This is a genomic window from Vibrio sp. 10N.261.55.F4, from assembly GCF_041470465.1.
Taxonomy (GTDB): domain Bacteria; phylum Pseudomonadota; class Gammaproteobacteria; order Enterobacterales; family Vibrionaceae; genus Vibrio; species Vibrio crassostreae_C.
The window spans coordinates 405,713-426,657 of record NZ_JBFRMM010000002.1; the positions used below are offsets into that span (position 1 = coordinate 405,713).

At 44.1% G+C, this 20,945-nt stretch carries 22 protein-coding genes and 1 other annotated feature (1 of these 23 cut by a window edge); of the genes, 8 read left to right on the forward strand and 14 right to left on the reverse strand.

Annotation, left to right across the window (positions count from 1 at the left end):
- Positions 1-22: 22 nt before the first annotated feature.
- A complete protein-coding gene (gene torC / locus AB4249_RS02565) occupies positions 23-1,204 on the reverse strand; it encodes a pentaheme c-type cytochrome TorC (RefSeq protein WP_004734592.1) in 1,182 nt (393 codons plus the stop codon).
- Between the two features lie 51 nt (positions 1,205-1,255).
- Complete coding sequence (gene torE, locus AB4249_RS02570) at positions 1,256-1,438, reverse strand: trimethylamine N-oxide reductase system protein TorE (protein WP_017060298.1); 183 nt, start codon at positions 1,436-1,438, stop codon at positions 1,256-1,258.
- 437 nt (positions 1,439-1,875) lie between these two features.
- Here torE and AB4249_RS02575 point away from each other — a divergent pair, with 437 nt between their 5' ends.
- Positions 1,876-2,670, forward strand: coding sequence for an ABC transporter permease (locus AB4249_RS02575; protein ID WP_102332942.1), 795 nt, complete (start codon positions 1,876-1,878; stop codon positions 2,668-2,670).
- A 354-nt stretch (positions 2,671-3,024) separates the two neighbouring features.
- Here AB4249_RS02575 and focA read toward each other — a convergent pair whose 3' ends face one another.
- Both focA and AB4249_RS02585 read right to left on the reverse strand, forming a co-directional pair.
- A complete protein-coding gene (focA, locus tag AB4249_RS02580) occupies positions 3,025-3,867 on the reverse strand; it encodes a formate transporter FocA (RefSeq protein ID WP_065583873.1) in 843 nt (280 codons plus the stop codon).
- A 362-nt stretch (positions 3,868-4,229) separates the two neighbouring features.
- On the reverse strand, positions 4,230-5,537 hold the full coding sequence (locus AB4249_RS02585) for an ATPase (protein WP_102332943.1): 1,308 nt from the start codon (positions 5,535-5,537) through the stop codon (positions 4,230-4,232).
- A gap of 257 nt (positions 5,538-5,794) precedes the next feature.
- On the opposite strand from AB4249_RS02585, the gene AB4249_RS02590 reads away from it, so the two are divergent.
- From AB4249_RS02590 to AB4249_RS02600, 3 genes are all read left to right on the forward strand, one after another.
- Entirely contained in the window at positions 5,795-6,025 is a 231-nt protein-coding gene (locus AB4249_RS02590) for a TIGR02647 family protein (protein WP_017060280.1), read from the forward strand.
- Positions 6,026-6,139: 114 nt separating this feature from the next.
- The gene (locus AB4249_RS02595) at positions 6,140-6,994 is read left to right on the forward strand and encodes an NAD(P)H-binding protein (RefSeq protein WP_017067393.1); all 855 of its coding nucleotides are present in this window, start codon (positions 6,140-6,142) and stop codon (positions 6,992-6,994) included.
- Positions 6,987-7,652, forward strand: coding sequence for a YdcF family protein (locus AB4249_RS02600; protein WP_372102278.1), 666 nt, complete (start codon positions 6,987-6,989; stop codon positions 7,650-7,652). The genes AB4249_RS02595 and AB4249_RS02600 overlap by 8 nt, the downstream gene beginning before the upstream one ends.
- A gap of 149 nt (positions 7,653-7,801) precedes the next feature.
- On the opposite strand, the gene AB4249_RS02605 is transcribed toward AB4249_RS02600, so the two are convergent.
- Together AB4249_RS02605 and cysS are read right to left on the reverse strand one after the other, a co-directional pair.
- Positions 7,802-8,380 (reverse strand): thymidine kinase, encoded by a 579-nt coding sequence (locus tag AB4249_RS02605; RefSeq protein ID WP_017060277.1) that lies wholly within the window; start codon positions 8,378-8,380, stop codon positions 7,802-7,804.
- Positions 8,381-8,478: 98 nt separating this feature from the next.
- On the reverse strand, positions 8,479-9,864 hold the full coding sequence (cysS, locus tag AB4249_RS02610; RefSeq protein ID WP_372102279.1) for a cysteine--tRNA ligase: 1,386 nt from the start codon (positions 9,862-9,864) through the stop codon (positions 8,479-8,481).
- A gap of 189 nt (positions 9,865-10,053) precedes the next feature.
- Between cysS and AB4249_RS02615 the strand changes: the two genes are divergently transcribed.
- The 4 genes from AB4249_RS02615 to AB4249_RS02630 all read left to right on the forward strand — a co-directional run bounded on the left by AB4249_RS02615 (position 10,054) and on the right by AB4249_RS02630 (position 13,350).
- Positions 10,054-10,548 (forward strand): peptidylprolyl isomerase, encoded by a 495-nt coding sequence (locus AB4249_RS02615; protein ID WP_017060275.1) that lies wholly within the window; start codon positions 10,054-10,056, stop codon positions 10,546-10,548.
- A gap of 77 nt (positions 10,549-10,625) precedes the next feature.
- A complete protein-coding gene (gene lpxH / locus AB4249_RS02620) occupies positions 10,626-11,360 on the forward strand; it encodes a UDP-2,3-diacylglucosamine diphosphatase (RefSeq protein WP_017060274.1) in 735 nt (244 codons plus the stop codon).
- Positions 11,361-11,483: 123 nt separating this feature from the next.
- Entirely contained in the window at positions 11,484-12,701 is a 1,218-nt protein-coding gene (locus AB4249_RS02625) for an EAL and HDOD domain-containing protein (protein WP_029235889.1), read from the forward strand.
- Between the two features lie 136 nt (positions 12,702-12,837).
- Entirely contained in the window at positions 12,838-13,350 is a 513-nt protein-coding gene (locus AB4249_RS02630; protein WP_017060272.1) for a YchJ family protein, read from the forward strand.
- 257 nt (positions 13,351-13,607) lie between these two features.
- On the opposite strand, the gene hisIE is transcribed toward AB4249_RS02630, so the two are convergent.
- From hisIE to hisG, 8 genes are all read right to left on the reverse strand, one after another.
- The gene (gene hisIE / locus AB4249_RS02635) at positions 13,608-14,258 is read right to left on the reverse strand and encodes a bifunctional phosphoribosyl-AMP cyclohydrolase/phosphoribosyl-ATP diphosphatase HisIE (protein ID WP_017060271.1); all 651 of its coding nucleotides are present in this window, start codon (positions 14,256-14,258) and stop codon (positions 13,608-13,610) included.
- Entirely contained in the window at positions 14,255-15,028 is a 774-nt protein-coding gene (hisF, locus tag AB4249_RS02640; protein ID WP_017060270.1) for an imidazole glycerol phosphate synthase subunit HisF, read from the reverse strand. The genes hisIE and hisF overlap by 4 nt, the downstream gene beginning before the upstream one ends.
- Positions 15,010-15,747, reverse strand: coding sequence for a 1-(5-phosphoribosyl)-5-[(5-phosphoribosylamino)methylideneamino]imidazole-4-carboxamide isomerase (gene hisA, locus AB4249_RS02645; RefSeq protein ID WP_171736518.1), 738 nt, complete (start codon positions 15,745-15,747; stop codon positions 15,010-15,012). Before hisA ends, hisF begins: the two co-directional genes overlap by 19 nt.
- A 43-nt stretch (positions 15,748-15,790) precedes the next feature.
- Complete coding sequence (gene hisH, locus AB4249_RS02650) at positions 15,791-16,405, reverse strand: imidazole glycerol phosphate synthase subunit HisH (RefSeq protein ID WP_017060268.1); 615 nt, start codon at positions 16,403-16,405, stop codon at positions 15,791-15,793.
- Positions 16,406-16,414: 9 nt separating this feature from the next.
- Positions 16,415-17,503 (reverse strand): bifunctional histidinol-phosphatase/imidazoleglycerol-phosphate dehydratase HisB, encoded by a 1,089-nt coding sequence (hisB, locus tag AB4249_RS02655; protein WP_017060267.1) that lies wholly within the window; start codon positions 17,501-17,503, stop codon positions 16,415-16,417.
- A 131-nt stretch (positions 17,504-17,634) separates the two neighbouring features.
- Complete coding sequence (gene hisC / locus AB4249_RS02660) at positions 17,635-18,675, reverse strand: histidinol-phosphate transaminase (protein ID WP_017068074.1); 1,041 nt, start codon at positions 18,673-18,675, stop codon at positions 17,635-17,637.
- Positions 18,676-18,684: 9 nt separating this feature from the next.
- Positions 18,685-19,986 (reverse strand): histidinol dehydrogenase, encoded by a 1,302-nt coding sequence (gene hisD / locus AB4249_RS02665; protein ID WP_017065318.1) that lies wholly within the window; start codon positions 19,984-19,986, stop codon positions 18,685-18,687.
- On the reverse strand, positions 19,986-20,882 hold the full coding sequence (gene hisG, locus AB4249_RS02670; protein WP_017060264.1) for an ATP phosphoribosyltransferase: 897 nt from the start codon (positions 20,880-20,882) through the stop codon (positions 19,986-19,988). Before hisG ends, hisD begins: the two co-directional genes overlap by 1 nt.
- Before the next feature lie 53 nt (positions 20,883-20,935).
- Positions 20,936-20,945 (reverse strand) — a sequence feature (His leader region) (it continues 126 nt past the right edge of the window).

Sequence of the window (20,945 nt, forward strand, 5' to 3'; positions counted from 1 at the left end):
TGTTACTCCAATTGACGTCTTATTAGTGATGGCCTTCAGAAAAATCTGATGAGTGCTTCTGTAGATACTTAAGAACAAGTGCTTCTGTATCTGTATCGAAGTTAACGAACGCAATCATACCATCTAGCATGCCTACCCAACCGTTAGCGCTGAAGTGAGCTTCATCTGGCTGTGAGTGACACGTTGAACAGTTAGATTGGTACGCTTGACCAGCTGCGTTCCAGATTGGATCGAAGTTATCAACCATAGACTCTTTCTTCATCCAAAGTGCTAGGTTAACTTCTTCCCAAGGAAGACCAGTTAGCTCATCTTCTTTCTTCTCACCAACAGTGATTACGTCACTTTGAGATACTTCTTTCGTCAAGATTGCAGTCGAGATGTTCATACCGAAGTCTTCTTGGATTACACGTCCGAAGCCTTTCGCTTTACGCCAACCGTCGATTTGAATCTTAATCATGTCGCCTTTTTCGTCGATCACTGCAACTTTACTTGCAGGGCTTAATAGACCCGCTTCAACTGTTGCTGTCTCATCCGTATACATTGGTAGGTGACGAATAGAGATTACGTCTGAACCATTTGCGTAAGATGTGCTGCTTGCTACATTTTCTAGCTCGCCAACAATACCGCTCGCTGATGCCATATCTAATGGAAGGTTGTGAGCAATACCTTTGTGACAGTCAACACAGCTTTGATCACGCTCTGCCGCGTTCTTCATCTGGATACGCGCTGTTGGGCGCATGTTTTCGAAATCCATTGAATCGTAGTTGTGGCAGTTTTTACACTCTAGAGATTTGTTCGAAGAGAAGCGATCCCATTCGTGTTTAGCCAGTTCGATACGACGAGCTTCGAATTTCTCAGGCGTATCTAGGTCACCAAATACTTGAGCGAATACTTCTTTAGAAGCTTGCATCTTACGAGCGATTTTTGCTGTCCATTCATGTGGAACGTGACAGTCAGGACAAGTAGCACGTACACCAGAAGTGTTTTTCCAGTGAACCGTTTCTTGTAGTTCTACGTATACGTTGTCACGCATGGTGTGACAGCTTACACAGAATTCTTCTGTATTTGTGTGCTCTAGAGCTGTGTTAAAACCGCCCCAGAAAATAACACCGGCGATAAAGCCACCCATAGTTAGTACACCAAGACTGATGTGTACTGCTGGGCGAGTCATTGTGCGCCATAATTTAACTAAAAATGATTTCATGTTTAGCTCTCTTAAATATTGATTTTAAAAAATGTTGTTACTTAGAGGGCATTACATGCCGCCGTGAGCACCTGGAGGTCCGAATACAAACACTTGCAGTGCCCAAACTAGGAAGCCGTAACCGCCTACAAAAGCCACACTTAATATTGGGAAGAGAACCACCGCGATGAAGAGGAAAGACTTCCACTCCAGCGAATGTTTTTCGCTAGTTTCAATTTTATTAACATCACTCATACATTTTGCCTATTTTGTATTTAGTAATTTCGAGTAACCCATTCTATGGGGCTAAAGTTCTTAAGTATCTAACGACAAATTTTAGACCATACTCAAAGTAGGGTTCAATCAAATCTCCCGTTATAACCCTTGCTAATCAATACTTTTTTGAGCTCATCCAAAGTTGTTTTTAGTTAAACAAAGTTATTAAAAAGTATTAACAAATGTGAAGAATTAAGTATATTTCACAAATGTTAAATTCCAACACCTGCGCAACCGTATTGTAACCAATTTTAACGTTTTACCTACTAAGTAGTAGCCAAAAATGCCTCAAAAAACCAATATTTTGTGGTTTGATTGTTAAATTATTGATCGTTTTTCGAATCGATGACTTTGCAGTTGAAATGCATCATTTGGCACTTTCATATATGATAGAAGCCTTATTAAAAGGAAGCATTATGCAAGACGTTATTGATATATCTTGGTGGCAATTATTGTTTTTCAGTTCACTTCTCTTGCTGCCAATTGTAATCAACTACAAGCTAAAACTTGGCCTTGGCAAAGAGGCTTCTATCAGCATCATTCGCATGACTGTTCAGCTATTTCTGGTTGGCCTCTACCTAGAATACCTGTTCACTTTGAATAGCTTGTGGGTCAATTTACTGTGGTTATTTACGATGATTATCGTTGGGGCAAGCTCGATTGTTGAAAAGTCCAAGTTACCCCGAAACCTCTTGTTAGTCCCAGTCGCTGTGAGCCTAGCGGTAACCTGTGTACCCATTGTCTTGTTTATCTGCTTATTCATCATTAAACCAACACCGGTTTTTAACGCACAGTACTTAATCCCTATTGCAGGGATGCTGTTAGGTAATAGCTTAAGCAGTAACATCGTGGCATTGCAGAACTTGTTCGGTGCTTTTGAAACGCAGAAATCAGAGTACGAAGCGGCTATCGCTTTAGGTGCCTCTCCTTCCTATGCTGCAGCGCCTTTTGTGCGTAATGCTATACAGAAAGCGATGTCTCCTATTATGGCCTCAATGGCAACCACAGGCTTGGTAACGCTACCAGGAATGATGACAGGACAAATCTTAGGGGGTGCTTCACCAATGATCGCGATTAAGTATCAACTGATGATCATGTTGGCTATTTTCGTGATGATGAGCTGCTCCTTAGCGCTTGCACTTCACCTATCGTTAAAGACTTCTCTGACCAAAGAAGGGCGAGTTCTCGCTCAAATACAGCCTTCAAAATAACCTCCCGACTCATCTTAGATCTGGTTACTCACTGAATTTGATACAGGTTATCCACAGAAATTGTGGATAACCAAATCAATATAGATCCTTTTTTGTCCATTTCGGCTCGCGCAAAGATCATTGCCATTGATCCTTGGGTTATTTCAAAGACATATACACACGTGCAGAACTGCGTTGTTAAGCGTTCAAATGATAATTTAAGAATTCAACGAGTAAGTTTTCCACAAATAAAAAACGGCCTGCAATGCAGGCCGTCTTGTAAATGTCATAAGTCAGTTCAATGTTTCCACTCTGAGCTTTAACTAATCTTGTCACTGAGCTAGTCACACAAGCTTTGTTGATCCGCCATCTTTATTAATCGCGTAAATAAATCAACCAATACCACATGCCAACAAAGATACCGCCGCCGATGATGTTACCGATAGTAACGGGCAGCAAGTTGTTCATCAGAAAGTCCATCATGTTTAGGTCAACATAGTCTGCTGGATTAGCCCCTGTCATTGTCCAGAATTCAGTTGGAGCAAATGTTTTGATACCGATAGCTAAAGGAACTTGGAACATATTCGCAATACAGTGCTCAAAGCCCGATGATACAAACATCGCGACAGGTAAAATCAGTACTGCAATTTTGTCAGTCAGTGTTCGTCCACTAAACGTCATCCATACCGCGATACAAACCAATACGTTACACATGATGCCAAGCGCGATAGCTTGGATAAAACCATGGTGCATTTTGTGCTGAGAGATGGCCATGGCATTCAAACCCACTTGCCCATGGTCGAACATGTACTGTTTAGTCAGAAGCATGCATGCCACTAGCAATAAAGCACCAATAAGGTTACCGATATAAACGGTCGCCCAGTTCTTTACTAGGGTTCCCCAGCTAATCTTGCCACTTGCACGAGCAACAAGAGTGAGCACCGAACTGGTAAATAGTTCACCGCCAGTAACAACAACGAGGATTAGGCCCAAGCTAAATGCAAGGCCACCTAGGACGCGAGTAATACCCCAAGGTAAATCACCAGCGCCAGTGGTTACAATTGTGTAGAACACAAACGCAATACCGATATGTATGCCAGCTGAAATCGCTAGGAGAAAAGATTTGGTTGGATCTTTGGTTGCTTTACCTACGCCAATATCTGCAGCGCGCTCAGCCATTTGTGGCGGTAATAATGAGTCAAATTGGTTTAGATTCATGATGATTTACATTTTGAAACATGTTGTCGGGAGCGCGATAATCCTCTCTTTCATTTCTGAATTCAAGAGCTATTTGGGACTCAAAATACCTCCCACAACCTTGTGGAAAGGAAATAGCCCAAGTTATTCAAAATTCATACGACTTTAGTAGTAAAAAGAAAACTATGCTGAATGATTAGTTATCAGCATAGAAAATAACACATCTATAAATATCAACAAGTTACGTTAAAAATAAAAGAATAACGTACACTAAAATGGCTCACAGAGCGCTTTTATTTCTAGATTTTGACATAGATCAACAGAACGTAAAAAAGCGCCCTAAGGCGCTTTTAACTCAATCACAAATAAAGAAATTAGTGATGCTAAACCGAAGGTTCAATCACTTCTTCTGATGATTGTTCTAGGGTTGAATCCTCTAGAGTAGATTCAACAGCTGGGGACATCACATCAGAGTCACTTTCGTTGGCCACTTTGCCACCTAAGCTTTTCAAACTATCCACTAACTCTTCTAAGCTTTTAATGTGAGCATCACTCTTGGTAATCTGCTCACCGAGCAACTCACTGTGCTTGGTCGCTTCAACCAATTTCTGTGTTTGTTTCTGATTCTCACTTTCTAACTTAGCGAGTCGTTCAGTCAAAGTTTTAATCTCTGACTTTAATGACGCCGTCATGTCTGAGCCTTTCAGCGCTTTAACACTCGCTACAATTTTTTGAGACTGAAGGCGCAATACAACATCACGGTGATCTTCATCATTAACCACTTGTGAAATGCTCAGCAACTGATTCTCTGCATTCAAAACCGATTGTTCGAACTTGTCGCCTTTTACACTCGCGAGCACTTTTACTTCATGAGCGACACTGCGCACGTGGTTCAACTCAAACTCCGCAGCGTGTACCGCATCTTCAATGATCGACTTTTCACGGGGACTGGCTTTGACTTGGCTTTCTGCCAAAGCAATTTGAGATGCTGCTTTAGCAAACGTCAGTGGAGCAACGTCATCGAAATCTTCATCTTCCAAGAACTCTAATTCGTTCTTCAAAGGTTCGATGTATTTCTTATGTGCCACTTTGACTTCTAGTAAGCGAGCATTGTTAAGAAATTCCACCTGCGCTTCTTGAGCGTCTTCAAGCTCATCGACCAGAACATACTCAAACAACTCGCTGTATTCTGAATACAAACGTTTGTAGCTCGAGGTAAACATGGTATCTGCGCCAAGAAACTTCAGGTAATCCATTTGGACAATCGAATCCGCGAGTACTCGATCAGCCTTCTTCTTTAACACTAAGATCGAGTCATAGTTTGATTTGATCAAAGCGATTTTTTCATCGAAGGCTTCAGCGTAAGTTAGGCTCGAAAAAATGGAGTAACTCTTGGTTATCCGAGTTTCGTCTTTAAGTAAGTCCGCATAAATGCTTTCAGCATCATCCCATGCGTCTAATAGTTCATTGTAATTCTCTGGTGCATAGAGAGATAATTGAGCATGGTCTTCAAGCTTAACTTCCCATTCGGAGTAAACGCTTTGGACAGACTGAAATGAACGGACCTCTATTGTCGATTCATTATTGTTGTTTGTGGTTTGGTTCGCGTCTGTCTGCTCTGAGGGTGTACTTTGACAACCTGAGATAGCAAATAGCATACTGATCGTTAATGCTACTTTGTTCGCTCTCACTTATGCATATCCTTTTTATACAATATTCGCTCAATGCAAATTATTTCTAGTCACAATATATTACAACCACTTAGCAATAAACATCACTGATGATTTAAGTGGGTGCAAATCACCCAATATAACCAAAATAAACTCATCACTCGATGATTAATCAATCAATTTGGTATCACTTATCAATTCTCTTTATTTGCTATTGCCTGAGCCGAGAATGCGCACTAAGGTGAAGGTAGAGAACGTTATGAATATATAGGTCAATTATGAAGTACAACGCTGAACATATTGCTGATTTAAACCTCCTTCTTCAATTTGATGTAAGTAGTGCAGCTACTGGAATTAAAGTCCATCAAGAGGCAGCTCAAGAAACTCAAGACGCTGTTAAGCGCCTATTCGAAAAAAACCTTTGTACTCAGCCAGACGGCGGTTACCTAACAGATGAAGGTATCGAGATGGCAGAGCGCGCAGACAAGCTTCTTCGCGTACTAAACTAAAGCTCCATTGTTCTAGTAAAAACTCCACTTGCTTCGGCCGTGGAGTTTTTTCATTTTTGGGCAAAGCTTTGTTAGGCTTATTGTAAATTCGTCATTTGCAGTTGTGAGGAACACATGGCTTCTATATTTATTGTCGGTGCAGGATGGGTAGGTGTACCTTTATCTGAACATTTAGAAAAACATGGTAACCGAGTAGTGGTCACGAAAACGACCCAAGCGGGAGCAGATGCCATTGGTAGCGAACAAATTCCATGTGAAGTGTTTAGCTTTGATTCATCCGATCCACAACAGACTATCGGGCGACTCTATTCATTGTTACTCGAAAACAACACTGAAATTGTGATTGGCAGCTTCCCTCCTGGCTTTAGAAAAGGAGCAGGACAAGAGTATGCCGACTACTGGCAGCAACTCACCAATTCATGCCAAAAGGCCAACATTAAAAAGCTCATTATGGTTAGTTCAACTACGGTATACCCAACTAAGCCGGGTGTGCTGAACGAGCTGGATGCATCACTCCCTCTTTCGACCTCAGATAACGAGCACGCGTCTTTATTTTCCGATAACGCACGAATCATGCTGCAAGCTGAACAGTCAGTGATTGATTCCGGTATCGACTACACCATTCTTCGCTTTAGTGGCTTAATCGGCCCAAGCCGTCACCCATCACGCTTCGCAAGCAAGTTAAAGCAAGTCAGCACTCAAGCTCCAGCCAACATGCTGCACCTTGATGATGCAATTGGTGCTGTCGATTTCGCTATCAGTCAACTGCACAATGAAATAGTTAACGTGACCACACCAAATACAGTCAGTAAGGCGGAGTTTTATGCCGCGGCACTGAAAAGCGCCAACAGCAGTGAGCCTCTGCCCGCTGTTGTTGATACCCCAGACAAGTTAATCTCTTCGAAGAAGATTCTCGACTTAGGTTATTCATTTAAATTCGAATCCACACTGGACGCACTTCATGACTGAACAATCTATTGCTAACAAAAATCCCAACATAAAACTGCATCGCTCAGTCGACACCCTTTGGAACTTTATGTCGATGGGTCACAAGGTTACGCCTTCCGACTGTATCTTTGTATTGTGTAGCAACGATACTCGCGTAGCTGAATATGCAGCCGAGCTTTATCACCAACAGATCGCGCCTTACATCGTTTTTTCTGGCGGTGTGGGACGCTTTACCGAAAGAAGCTTTGAACGCTCAGAAGCAGAAACATTCGCTTCTATCGCACGAGATTGTGGCGTGCCTGACTCTGACATTATCATAGAGAAACACGCAACAAATACTGGGGAAAATGTACGATTCACTCATGAGTTGCTGACAGAAAAAGGGTTATCGCCGAAAAGGCTAACCTTAGTTCAGAAGCCCTTCATGGAGAAACGTACCTACGCAACCTTCAGTAAACAATGGCCTGACGAAACTTCCGAGATTACCGTGACGTCGCGATGGCAAACTTGGGATGATTACTTTAACGAAGAGTTGCCGTTAGATATGGTGTTAGGCGCATTAATTGCTGATTACGAGCGAATCAAATCCTACCCAGAGAAAGGCTTTCAGATTGAGATGCCGATCCCCGACGACGTTGACCACGCCTATCAAGCATTGAAGATGCTCGGTTTCGAATAAGCAAAAGTTAGACTTTGAACAAAGTAAAAGCTCGGCAGGAAATAAAACAAAAGCTCGGCTTGGAAGAAAGCAAAACACTGGCCCAATAAACAAAAACGGTGACACTTGGTCACCGTTTTTCGTTCTTTCGCGTTAGCAAATAGAGCTGCTTATTTACCTAACGCTTCTTTGTAGTGCAGACGGCAAACAGAAACGTATTTGTCGTTACCGCCAATAGCCACTTGGTCGCCCTCAGCAATCGCCACACCGTGCTCGTCGGTACGAATTACCATGTTCGCTTTACGGCCACAGTGACAAATTGTTTTAAGCTCAACAAGTTTATCTGCCCAAGACAGTAAGTAACGGCTACCTTCAAACAGTTCACCCAGGAAATCGGTACGTAGGCCGTAACAAAGTACAGGGATGTGCAGCTTATCAACCACTTCTGTTAATTGGTACACCTGCTCCTTCGATAAAAATTGGCACTCATCGATCAAAACACAATGACGCTTTTCTTCCTCATTGAGCTTTTTGATCGCATCAAACATGTTGGTGTCATTTTTAAACAGCTGAGCTTCAGATTGCAGACCAATTCGTGAGCTCACTTTACCGATACCATAGCGATCGTCCAAAGCTGCCGTAAAGATCACTGGCGTCATGCCACGCTCTTGGTAGTTGAATGAAGATTGAAGAAGTGTTGTTGATTTACCCGCATTCATTGCCGAGTAATAAAAATACATCTGAGCCACAGAAATATTCCTGTTAATTAAAAGTTGAAGATAGAAAAGGTGAAAATAGAGAATTCGTGCTAGAAAAAAGGGCTGAAAATCAGCCCTTTTTATAAGATTTACTTACGACGCCAAGTCGTACCTTCTGGGCCATCTTCCAGAACAATACCCAACTCGTTTAGCTTATCACGTGCAAGGTCGGCATTTGCCCAATCCTTTGAAGCACGAGAGTCGTTACGCAGTTTGATCAACGCTTCGATTTCAGCCACTTCGTCGTCGTTACCTGCCGCATCACCTTGTAGGAAGGCTTCTGGCTCTTGGTGAAGAATACCGATGATGTCTGCTAGTTCACGCATCAATGCACCCAGTCCGCTTGCTTTTTCAATGCTTTCAGGCTTGATACGGTTGATTTCACGAGCCATTTCAAACAGTACTGAATAAGCTTCAGGTGTGTTGAAATCATCGTTCATCGCTGTAGAGAATCGAGTCACGTACTCTTCGCCACCGGCAGGAGCGGCTGTAAGGTCTAGGCCACGAAGTGACGTGTATAGACGCTCTAGTGATGCGCGAGCTTGGTTTAGGTTATCTTCGCTGTAGTTTAGCTGGCTACGGTAGTGACCAGACATTAGGAAGTAACGTACCGTTTCAGCATCGTAATGTGCTAGCACGTCACGGATAGTGAAGAAGTTACCCAGTGATTTAGACATCTTCTCTTTGTCTACCATCACCATACCACTGTGCATCCAAGTATTTACATACTGAGTGCCGTGCGCGCAGCAAGACTGTGCGATTTCGTTTTCGTGGTGAGGGAACTGCAGATCTGAACCACCACCGTGGATATCGAAGTGGTTACCAAGAATAGACGAGTTCATTGCTGAACATTCGATGTGCCAACCTGGACGACCCGGGCCCCATGGCGATTCCCATGTAGGTTCACCTGGCTTAGACATCTTCCAAAGAACGAAGTCTAGTGGGCTGCGTTTTGCAGATTCAACATCAACGCGAGCACCCGCTTGAAGCTGCTCAAGATCTTGCTTAGAAAGCTTACCGTATTCGTCAAACTTCTTAACTTCGAACATCACGTCACCGTTGCTTGCAACGTAAGCAAAGCCACGTTGAATTAGCTTTTCTACTAACTCAATGATCTCTGTGATGAATTCAGTCGCACGAGGCTCGACATCTGGGCGTTTCATGTTCAATGCATCGAAGTCCGCGTGCATTTCACCGATCAGACGCTCAGTCAGAGAGTCACAAGACTCACCGTTTTCGTTAGCGCGTTTGATGATTTTGTCATCGATATCTGTGATGTTACGAACGAAATTCAAATCGTAACCAAGGTAACGAAGGTAACGAGTTACTACGTCGAAAGAAACGAACGTACGACCATGACCAATATGACAGAGATCGTATATGGTTACCCCACAGACATACATGCCGACTTTGCCAGCTGTAATTGGTTTGAATTCCTCTTTCTGTCTTGTGAGCGTGTTATATATCTTCAGCATGATCTCTATCTATTTTATGGATTAATCAAAATAAGCTCGCAGTATAACAAGTCATACCTTAATAGGTAATCCCTAAAAACAGGAATTACCTCAAACATCCGAGTTAAGTTAATGATTTGGTGATTTGAAAGTCTGCCAACATGCGCTAGAATTCGAACTTCATATTAAAAAGACAGTAAGGTAACAATCATGATCATCCTTCACACAAATTTTGGTGATATCAAAGTTCAACTTAACGAAGAAAAAGCACCAGAAACAAGCGCAAACTTTCTACAGTATTGCCGTGACGGTTTCTACGACAACACACTATTCCACCGTGTTATCGATGGTTTCATGATTCAAGGCGGCGGCATGACTTCTGGCCTTAAAGAAAAGGCAACTCGTGCAACGATCAAGAACGAAGCAAACAACGGTCTAGCGAACAAAGTTGGTACGCTAGCAATGGCTCGTACTATGGAACCGCATTCAGCCAGCTCTCAGTTCTTCATCAACGTTAACGACAACTCTTTCCTAAACTTCCGTAGCGAAAGCCTAGACGGTTGGGGCTACTGTGTATTCGCAGAAGTTGTTGAAGGCATGGACATCGTAAACAAGATTAAAGGTGTTAGCACTGGTTCTATGGGTATGCACCAAGATGTACCTCTAGAAGAAGTGATCATCACTGGTACTACAATCGAAGCTTAATTCATCGCTTTCGGTTAGTATTGATGAGCCGATAAAATCAGGATATAGGGAGCGAATCGCTCCCTTTTTTTAGACCTATGAAAACATATTTTATATCAGATCTGCACCTTTCTCCGTCACGAGAAGACATCACAGACTGCTTCTTAACCTTTATGAAGAAAGAAGCCGTAGAAGCGGATGCACTTTACGTATTAGGTGACCTTTTCGAATTCTGGATTGGTGACGATGATAAGAGTGAATTCGCGACTTCTATCCGCCAAGCGTTTATCGACTTAGTGAAAACAGGCGTGCCTTGTTACTTTACTCAAGGGAACCGCGACTTCTTAGTCGGCAAAAAATTTGCTAAGCAAACGGGCGTACAACTTCTCGACGAAGTTTCTACGATCGATATCTACGGGCAAAAAGCGGTAGTATTGCATGGAGACACTCTATGTACTGAAGATGTAAAGTACCTCGCCTTTCGCGAAAAAGTGCATCAGCCATGGTTACAATGGGTCTTCAACCGAATTCCATTTTTCATCAAGAAGAAAATTGTTTCAAAGGTTCAATCAGATATCAAAGATGACAAGCAGACCAAGTCTCTCGACATCATGGATGTGACACAGCAAGAAGTCGAAGATGTGATGGAACGAAACAATGTCGATCTGATGATCCACGGCCATACTCACCGCCCAGACATCCATACATTTAATGCTAACAATTGCACTAAAACCCGTATCGTACTTGGCGATTGGTATACGCAAGGCTCAGTGCTAGTGTTCACGCCGCAAAGTTTTGAACTACAGAATCGAGCGTTTAGCAATAGCTTTTAACATCACGCTTAAACTTTCACTTTGATTATTATTGTCGGTCAGACTTTCTTAGAAAGTGTATGGTAATTTCTAGTGAATTAGCTATTATCTCTCTACCAGAAATAAACCGAACACAGTACCAAGTTGAAATATTCATACGTAGCGCGTCAACCAATACTCGACACAGGCAAGAAAACCATAGGTTACGAGTTGCTATTCAGGGATGGTCCTAAGAACACTTTCCCTGAAGTAGAGCCGGAGCTCGCTACTAGCCGTTTGCTTTCCGATCACTTCTTATCGACCCACTATAATACGTTGGGTGATAAGCTTGGGTTCGTGAACTTCCCATATGCAAGCCTAATCAACTTAGTCCCTACTCTGTTCCCCAAAGAAAGCCTCGTTGTTGAGGTTCTTGAAGACTGCGAACCAACAGACGAATTACTTGAAGCAATCAAAACCATCTTTGACGCGGGTTATACCATTGCGCTAGACGACTTTGTGCCAAGTAAAGCTTGGAAGCGCTTCTTACCCTACGTTTCAATTATCAAGTTCGATATCCGTTTGACGCCAATTGCCAAAGCAGCGATGTTTATGAACTCTCTCAAAGGGCTAGATATCAAGTTCCTTGCTGAGAAAGTAGAAACGTACGAAGAATACCAAGAAGCGAAAAAAGCAGGCTTCACCTACTTTCAAGGTTATTTCTTTAGCAAGCCAGAGATGATCCAAACGCGTGCGCTCAACCCGGCATTCCTGACGACCGTTCAGCTGTTAAAAGAGATTGCGCACGACCCTATCGACTTTGGTGAAGTAGAGCGTTTGATTACGCTCGATGTGACCATGTCGTATAAGCTACTTACCTACGTAAACTCCGCTGGCGGTTCACCAACAACGATTCGTTCATTCCGCCAAGCGCTTATTTACCTTGGTGAACAAAAGCTGCGTAAGTTCGTTTCACTTGTGGCGATCGCATCAGCGAAAGAAGACAAGCCGGACTCACTCTACGGTTTAGCGGTATTACGCGCGCGTCAATGTGAACTCTTGGTTGAGAAGATGAATGTTAAGGTCGAGCCTGGACAAGCCTTTTTGACCGGTATGTTCTCTCTGTTGGACTCACTCTTTGACCAACCATTGAAACAAGTACTCGATTCAGTGCCGATCGACATCGAGATCAAACAAGCCTTGATTCAACGTAAAGGCGTGTTAGGTGCTGTATTGGCGATGGTGGTTGCGTATGAGCAAGCTCGTTGGGAAGAAGCGACTCGTATTCGCCAGCTTCTCAAACTGAGTGAAGCTCAACTTGGTCAAGCTTATGACGAAGCGACGACTTGGGCTCAAGAGCTATTGTCTCCAGCCTTGAAATAGTAAACTTCGCGCTAACACTTTGATAATTTCAATAACTTCAACAGAAACTAAACTTTGGTGAGCGATCGTTTCTTGGTAAACTCCCACGCATTCACTTATGGCCTCTTAATAGAGGCCATTTTTACAGGATCTGACTATGTCTTTATGCCCATGCGGTAGCAAAAATACTTACCAACAGTGCTGTGAATCAGCGCACCTTCACCACAGTGCTGTTGAAACGCCTGAACAGTTGATGCGCTCTCGTTATTCAGCGCACGTGTTGGGTTTAGTTGACTATGTTGTTGCGACTTACCACCCTAGCTGCAACGCAGAAGCGCAAAGAGAAGGTATTGCCGAATCTATCAACAGTGATTGGGCAGGACTAGAAGTCATCGATACTGCGGTAGGCTCGCACCAAGACGAAGGCTTTGTTGAGTTTAAAGCTTACTTCAATGAAGAAGGCGCACAATACTGCATGCAAGAACGCTCTCGCTTTATACGTGAAGACGGTCTTTGGTACTACATTGATGGTACCTTCCCAGAGCAGGAACAAACTACACAACCAGAAATTGACCCACGCTTAAATCAAACCGTTGAGAGCTTTAAAATCGGCCGTAATGATCCGTGTATTTGTGGCAGTGGTAAGAAATACAAGAAGTGCTGCGGGTAACTCGTTCGACTAAGAAGTCAGATTAAGAGAAGAGATTCCTGATGTCGCTTAGGCTCCTCGGAATGACGCAAAGTCAGAGGTTAGAAAAGTGACGTAGGGCTTAGAAATCTTGAAATCTTGAAATCTTGAAATCTTGAAATCTTGAAATCTTGAAATCTTGAAATCTTGAAAATTAAAAAACTAAAAAGCCCCGTAAACATGTTTGTTTGCGGGGCTTTTGTCTGTCTTTTACGCGGTTCTATTAATCTAAAGAGAGCTTACTTATGACGCTCTTTCAGCTTGTTTACCACATCATCCATCGATAAGCCTTGGTCTTGAAGAAGAACCATTAGGTGGTAAATCAAATCTGCTGATTCACACACTAACTCCGCCTTATCGCCCGACGTCGCCGCAAGCGCGACTTCAACGCCTTCTTCGCCCACTTTTTGCGAAATACGCTTGGTGCCACGGGCATATAGACTGGCAGTATAAGAAGATTCAGGATCGGCGTCCTTGCGGGCAGCCAATAGCTGCTCAAGCTGATGAAGCCACACCATCTGAGACTCTTCTTGCTTGTCTCCATCCCAACACGTTGTTGTACCTGTGTGGCACGTTGGACCAATGGGATTAACTTTAACCAGTAAGGTGTCGCTGTCACAGTCCAAGGCGATGTTTTGCAGTTGCAATACATTGCCCGACGTTTCACCTTTCGTCCAAAGACGCTCTTTTGTGCGAGAGAAAAACGTCACATTGCCAGTTTCACCCGTTTTCTCAAGTGCGGCTGGGTTCATGTATCCCATCATTAGCACTTGGCTTGACTGGTAATCTTGAACAATCGCTGGCACTAAGCCATCTACTTTTTCCCAGTTAATACGCTCTGACAATGCGCCTACTTCTGTTTTTGATAAGCTTACGGGTTCAAAACTCATAGTCGCACCTCTACATCTTGTTGTTTTAAATACTGTTTAAGTTCACCAATATTGATGACTTGTTTGTGGAATACCGAAGCCGCAAGTGCTCCATCCACGTTGGTCTTTTTATAAGCTTCAGCAAAGTGCTCCATTGCACCAGCGCCACCAGAGGCAATCAATGGCACATTACACACTTCACGCACCATGTTTAACTGATCGATATCATAGCCGTTACGAACGCCATCTTGGTTCATCATGTTTAACACAATCTCACCTGCGCCACGCTTCTGTACTTCCTGCACCCAATCTTTGGTTTCCCATTTGGTTGCTTTAGTACGCGCTTCATCGCCTGTAAATTGGTAAACCTGATATTTACCGGTTTCTTTGTCGAAGTATGAATCGATACCGACAACGATACACTGAACGCCAAACTTATCAGCAAGGTCAGTAATCAGCTGTGGATTAGCCAATGCCGGTGAGTTGATTGACACTTTATCCGCACCAAACTCAAGAATGCGCGCTGCATCTTCTGCTGATTTAATACCACCAGCGACACAGAAAGGGATATCGATCACTTCAGCTACGCGTTTCACCCAGCTTTTATCGACCACACGGCCATCACTTGATGCGGTGATGTCATAAAATACCAATTCATCGGCGCCCTCTTCTGCATAGCGTTGTGCTAGCGGAACGATGTCACCAATAATTTCGTGGTTACGGAACTGAACGCCCTTAACCACTTGTCCGTCACGGACATCCAAACAAGGGATTATTCGCTTTGCCAACATGCAAATGCCTCCTCTGCGGTAAACTTGCCATCAAGTAGCGCACGACCCACAATCACACCCGCAACACCGCTGCCTTTAAGCGCTTCGATATCAGCTAGGCTGCCAATGCCGCCCGATGATTGGAATTGCACTTGTGGGTACTGCTTACAAAGATCAACATAGAGCTCTACGTTTGATCCTTCTAGCGTGCCGTCACGTGAAATATCGGTACACAGCACGTGTTTAAGGCCAACCGTGAGGTAGTCTTCAATCAGCGCTTCAATAGTCACACCTGAATCTTCTTGCCAACCTGAAATCGCCACTTTACGTGTGCCGCTTTCATCAATGTTGATGTCTAGAGCCAGCACGATTTTTTCCGCGCCATACTTCTTCATCCAACCTTTCACCAACTCAGGTTGCTTAACGGCTGTAGAACCAACCACAACGCGCTGTGCGCCAGCTTCTAGCAGATCAACGACATCTTGTTCGTTACGCACGCCACCACCAATCTGGATGTTCGCAGGCGTGCTAGCAAGGAGCTTAGCAATCAAGTCTAACTGACGAGCCGTTGTGTCTTTTGCGCCCGTTAAGTCAACAAGGTGCAGCCAGCCAGCGCCAGCTTGGTGGTACAGATTAAACTGCTCTGCTGGGTCTACTTTGTATTCTGTTACTTGCCCGTAGTCTCCTTGGAATAAGCGAACTACTTGGCCTTCAATTAAATCTAACGCGGGAATAATCATTTACATTCCTTATATGGCAACGTTAGCCGCTGCCTAATCCTTATTACAATTCCAAGAAGTTCTGAATCAGCTTAGAGCCAGCTTTCGAAGATCGCTCTGGGTGGAACTGAACACCATAATAATTGCCACTTTGAACCGCCGCAGTGAACGGATTACCGTAATCACATTGTGCGATTGTGTAGTCGCCCACTGGCATTGCGAAGCTATGAACAAAGTAGAAGTATTCGCCTTCTTCAATGTCTTTAAATAGCGGGTGATTAGGCGTTGCTGTTACTGTGTTCCAACCCATGTGTGGTAATGGTAAGTCGCCCGTTTCAAGTAAACGAACTTCGCCATCACACAAACCTAGGCATTCAACTAACTCATCAGCCTTTTGACCTTTCTCTTGAGACAGTTTGCCTAACAGCTGCATACCTAAACAGATACCCAGCAGAGGCTTCTCAACTTGCTTGACAAGGGTAACAAGGTCACGCTCTTGCAGGTTCTTCATTGCCTCACTTGCTGTACCTACACCGGGTAGGAATAGCTTGTCGGCAGCAAGAACAACTTCTGGTTCTTTTGAAATTTCAACTGCGTAGCCCAGACGTTCAATCGCAAACTTCACCGATGAAACGTTGGCACAACCAGTATCAATAATAACGACTTTTTGCTCTTTCATACCGAACCCTTACAGAACGCCTTTGCTGCTTGGTAACTCGTTACCTTCAACTTTGATTGCTTGGCGAAGAGTACGGCCAAACGCTTTGAACAGGCTCTCAATGATGTGGTGATCATTATTGCCATCAGAAGAAAGGTGTAGCGTACAAGCCAATGTATCAGTTAGAGAACGGAAGAAGTGAACCACCATCTCGGTTGAAAGATCACCCACTTGCTCACGGCTGAACTTAGCATCGAACTTCAGGTATGGACGACCAGAAAGGTCTAACGCACACTGAGCCAAACACTCATCCATTGGTAGGCTGAAACCAAAACGGCCAATACCACGTTTGTCGCCTAGTGCATCTTTCAATGCTTGGCCTAAAGCCAGAGCGGTATCTTCGACTGTGTGGTGATCATCAATGTGCAGGTCGCCCTTCACAGTCAGGTTCATTTGGAAACCACCGTGTGTCGCGATTTGATCAAGCATGTGGTCGAAGAAACCCATGCCGGTATCGATCTTGTTGCCACCGGTTTCATCAAGGTTTACTGCAACCTTGATATCGGTTTCTTTAGTAGTACGAACTACTTCAGCAATACGCGCATTAACCGTCAGATCTTTAACGATTTGTGGCCAGTTAAGCGTGCCTTCAGTTTCCGCATCCGGGCCATATTGAATACCGCGGATAGCCATGTTCTCTGCCAGTTGAAGATCCGTCATTCGGTCGCCAATCACAACAGAGTGTTGGAAATCGACTTTACCGCCTTGTAGGTACTCTTTAACCATACCCAGTTTAGGCTTACGGCAAGAGCAGTTGTCTTCGTCAAAGTGAGGGCAAATAAGCACGTCGTCAAACTTAACGCCTTGAGATTCGAAGAACTCCATCATCATATTGTGTGGTGCATCGAAATCTTCTTGTGGATAGCTATCGGTACCTAGACCATCTTGGTTAGTCACCATCACTAGACGGTAACCAGCGTCTTGCAGTGCAAGTAGGCTAGGAATTACTCGCGGTTCGAATTTTAGCTTGTCTAAACGATCTACTTGAAAGTCAACTGGCGGCTCTACAATTAAGGTGCCGTCACGGTCTATAAAAAGTATTTTCTGTTGTTTACTCACTTGAACTTCCTTTTAATTTTAAATCTGGTGGCCTAGCTAAAATCAAACGCTAACCCAAAATATTGGTTTCACTTGCCAATCTGCGATTAATCAACTCAAACTGGCAAATGTTATTACTGGTAAGCCTTTCGTTACTGATAAAAGTTACGAATGAATCCAAGTGTCTTTTCGCACTCTTCGCGGTTACCAATACTAATACGAACACAGTCTTCAATAGGTGAATTACGCAAAATAATGCCCGTATCCCAAGCCGCTTTAAATAACTCATCGCCGTTCGGGAATTTCACCAGTAAGTAGTTACCCCAGCCATCAAAAACCGTCACTTGAGGCATACCTAATAGACCCGCCTGCAAATACGCTCGGTTAGCACTTAAATCCAGAACTTGGAACTTAGCTCGCGCGAGTCCTTGCTCTGAAAGTGCTTGAACGGCAATGTCAGCAACAGGGATTGGCACTGGATAAGGAGCAATCACTTTCAACAGTACATCGATAAGCTCTTTGTTCGCTAGCGTAAAGCCACAACGTAAGCCCGCCAAAGCAAAGGCCTTCGACAAGGTGCGCAGAATCGCTAGGTTTGGATATTGCTCAAGCAAATCAACGGTTGACGCTTCTGGACAAAAATCGATATACGCTTCATCCATCACCACAATCGCTTTGTCTTGTGCCATTTCAAGCAACTTGATGATGTCTTTGCGATCAACCAAATTACCGGTTGGGTTATTTGGGCTACAAACAAACACCACTTTTACGTTGTCGAGCTGAGCTTCGATAGCTGGAAGATCCAATTGCCATTCAGAAGTCAGAGGCACAACCTTACGCTCAACACCAATCGTCTCTGCACTGATTGCGTACATACCGTAAGTGGGTGGGCAGTAAAGAATAGCGTCTTCGTTCGGCTCACAGAAAGCACGAATCAGTAATTCAATACCTTCGTCAGCACCACGCGTTGTCAGAGTTTGCTCTGATTTCACGCCTGCGTATTGAGCGTAAGCATCAATCAGCTCTTTTGGCTGACATTCGCTGTAACGGTTAAGACGAGACAAGTTCAGGTTGTACTCGTTATCAAACGGAGATTCGTTGGCGTTTAGCCATACATCACCAGTACCGCCTATGCGTCTTGCAGACAAGTAAGGTGTTAGAGCCTGAACTTGTTTTCTTGCTAACTTTTCCATGCCCTACCCTTATTTCGCTTTATTTAACTTTTCAACTCGGATAGTCACAGCGCGTTTGTGTGCATCCAAACCTTCGGCTTCCGCCATTGTTACTACTGTTGGCGCTAGGCCTTTCAACCCATCGGCTGTTAGCTCCTGCACCGTCATTCGCTTAGAGAAATCAGCCAAACCTAGGCTTGAATACGTCTTGGTATAACCGTAAGTCGGAAGAACGTGGTTTGTGCCGGATGCGTAGTCACCTGCAGATTCTGGAGACCAGTCACCAAGGAAAATTGAGCCTGCATTATCTAGCAATGGCAGCAATTCACGTGGGTTCTTGGTTTGAACGATCAAGTGCTCAGGACCGTAGAAATTCGAAATCGCAATCGCTTGAGTGATCGATTCAGCAATGATGATTAAGCTTGAAGCCAATGCTTGCTGAGCGATGTTCGCACGAGACAGTTCTTTCAGTTGCTTTTGAACCGCTTCTGTTACTTGGTCTGCAACCACTGGAGATGGAGTTACCAATACTACTTGAGAGTCAGGCCCGTGTTCCGCTTGGCTCAACAAATCCGCTGCAATGAAGTCTGCATCAGCCGTTTCATCAGCAATCACTAACACTTCAGATGGGCCAGCTGGCATATCAATAGCTGCTCCGCGGAAGTCATTACTCACTTGGCGCTTTGCTTCCGTAACGTAGGCATTACCTGGGCCGAAGATCTTATCGACTTTAGCCACACTCTCGGTACCGTAAGCCATTGCTGCAACCGCTTGACCACCACCAACGTTGTAAACTTCGTCGATCTTACAAAGCTTAGCGACATACAAGATTTCATCAGCGATTGGCGGAGGTGAACAAAGCACAACCTTACGACAACCTGCGATTTGAGCAGGAACACCTAACATAAGAACCGTTGACGGTAGTGGCGCACTGCCACCGGGAATATAAAGGCCAACAGTATTAATCGCGCGCGTCACTTGCTCACACACAACACCAGGCTGTGTCTCAACCTTAATTGGCTGCGGCTTTTGAGCTTCGTGAAACTTAGCAATGTTGCTATAAGCTTGCTCTAACGCTTGCTTCATCTCTGGTGTTAGACGAGCACACGCCTCTTCAATCTCACCCGAACTGACTCGGATAGATTCTGGAGTTACACCATCAAACTTTGCAGTCAGCTTTTTAAGCGCGGCATCGCCTTCATTTCGTACTTTTGCAATAACATCAGAAACAGTCGCTGTGATGTTTGCACCTTCAGTAATAGCTGGACGCTCTAATACCGAGTCTTGCTGTGATTCACTTAAAGATTGCCAAACAACGGTTCTCATCGTCACTACCCCATCATTTTTTCGATTGGTAATACTAGAATCGAGCTTGCACCCAACTCTTTCAGCTGTTCCATTGTTTCCCAGAACAAGTTCTCTGTACTTACTAGGTGCACGGCAACTTTGTCTTTGTCTGTAGATAGAGGAAGAACCGTTGGATCTTCAGCACCAGGCAGTAGTGCTTTGATTTGCTCTAGTTGAGAGGTTGGCGCGTGAAGCATGATGTACTTCGACTCTTTCGCTTGTTGAACACCCTGCATACGAGTCAGTAGTTTTTCAATCAGTGCGGTCTTGTCTGCGTCGAAGTCGCCAACACGTTGAATCAGTGTTGCTTTCGATTGGAAGATAGCTTCTGCTTCTTTTAGGCCGTTCGCTTCAAGCGTTGCACCTGTAGAAACTAAATCAGCGATAGCGTCTGCAAGGCCAGCGCGAGGCGCGACTTCAACCGAACCTGTTAGCATACAAGTGCTGAACTCAACACCCTGCTCGTCCATGTAGGCTTTAAGTAGTTGTGGGTAGGTTGTCGCAATACGTTTGCCCGCTAAGTCTTGTGGGCCGTTGTATTCTTCGTCTTTATTAATAGCGATTGAAAGGCGGCAACCACCGAAGTCTAAACGACGTAGTGTGCGGAACTCTGAAGGCTCTTTAAGAGCAACACGATCTAGACGAACTTCTTCTAGTTCATTTTCACCGATGAAACCAAGGTCAACTACACCATCCATGATAAGACCTGGGATGTCGTCATCACGAACGAGTAACAAGTCGATTGGCATATTTAGTGAGTGAACCACTAGGCGCTCACCCATGATATTAAATTTAACACCACATTTTTTAAGTAGGTCTTGGCACTCTTTACTTAAGCGACCTTTCTTTTGAATTGCGATTCTTAGGCGTTGTGTCTGCATTGCTGTATCCCTGTGCAAATATTTGAATTTATTGATTATTTAAAAGCGCTAAAACTAAAAAAC

Excerpts from the sequence above, each read along its gene's own strand:
- hisC (WP_017068074.1), bottom strand. The coding sequence starts at position 18,675 with ATGGAAAAGTTAGCAAGAAAACAAGTTCAGGCTCTAACACCTTACTTG.
- lpxH (WP_017060274.1), top strand. The coding sequence starts at position 10,626 with ATGAAAACATATTTTATATCAGATCTGCACCTTTCTCCGTCACGAGAA.
- torC (WP_004734592.1), bottom strand. The coding sequence starts at position 1,204 with ATGAAATCATTTTTAGTTAAATTATGGCGCACAATGACTCGCCCAGCA.
- AB4249_RS02615 (WP_017060275.1), top strand. The coding sequence starts at position 10,054 with ATGATCATCCTTCACACAAATTTTGGTGATATCAAAGTTCAACTTAAC.
- AB4249_RS02600 (WP_372102278.1), top strand. The coding sequence starts at position 6,987 with ATGACTGAACAATCTATTGCTAACAAAAATCCCAACATAAAACTGCAT.
- hisF (WP_017060270.1), bottom strand. The coding sequence starts at position 15,028 with ATGTTGGCAAAGCGAATAATCCCTTGTTTGGATGTCCGTGACGGACAA.
- hisA (WP_171736518.1), bottom strand. The coding sequence starts at position 15,747 with ATGATTATTCCCGCGTTAGATTTAATTGAAGGCCAAGTAGTTCGCTTA.
- AB4249_RS02575 (WP_102332942.1), top strand. The coding sequence starts at position 1,876 with ATGCAAGACGTTATTGATATATCTTGGTGGCAATTATTGTTTTTCAGT.
- AB4249_RS02590 (WP_017060280.1), top strand. The coding sequence starts at position 5,795 with ATGAAGTACAACGCTGAACATATTGCTGATTTAAACCTCCTTCTTCAA.
- hisH (WP_017060268.1), bottom strand. The coding sequence starts at position 16,405 with ATGAAAGAGCAAAAAGTCGTTATTATTGATACTGGTTGTGCCAACGTT.
- hisG (WP_017060264.1), bottom strand. The coding sequence starts at position 20,882 with ATGCAGACACAACGCCTAAGAATCGCAATTCAAAAGAAAGGTCGCTTA.
- torE (WP_017060298.1), bottom strand. The coding sequence starts at position 1,438 with ATGAGTGATGTTAATAAAATTGAAACTAGCGAAAAACATTCGCTGGAG.
- focA (WP_065583873.1), bottom strand. The coding sequence starts at position 3,867 with ATGAATCTAAACCAATTTGACTCATTATTACCGCCACAAATGGCTGAG.
- cysS (WP_372102279.1), bottom strand. The coding sequence starts at position 9,864 with ATGCTGAAGATATATAACACGCTCACAAGACAGAAAGAGGAATTCAAA.
- AB4249_RS02595 (WP_017067393.1), top strand. The coding sequence starts at position 6,140 with ATGGCTTCTATATTTATTGTCGGTGCAGGATGGGTAGGTGTACCTTTA.
- AB4249_RS02630 (WP_017060272.1), top strand. The coding sequence starts at position 12,838 with ATGTCTTTATGCCCATGCGGTAGCAAAAATACTTACCAACAGTGCTGT.
- hisIE (WP_017060271.1), bottom strand. The coding sequence starts at position 14,258 with ATGAGTTTTGAACCCGTAAGCTTATCAAAAACAGAAGTAGGCGCATTG.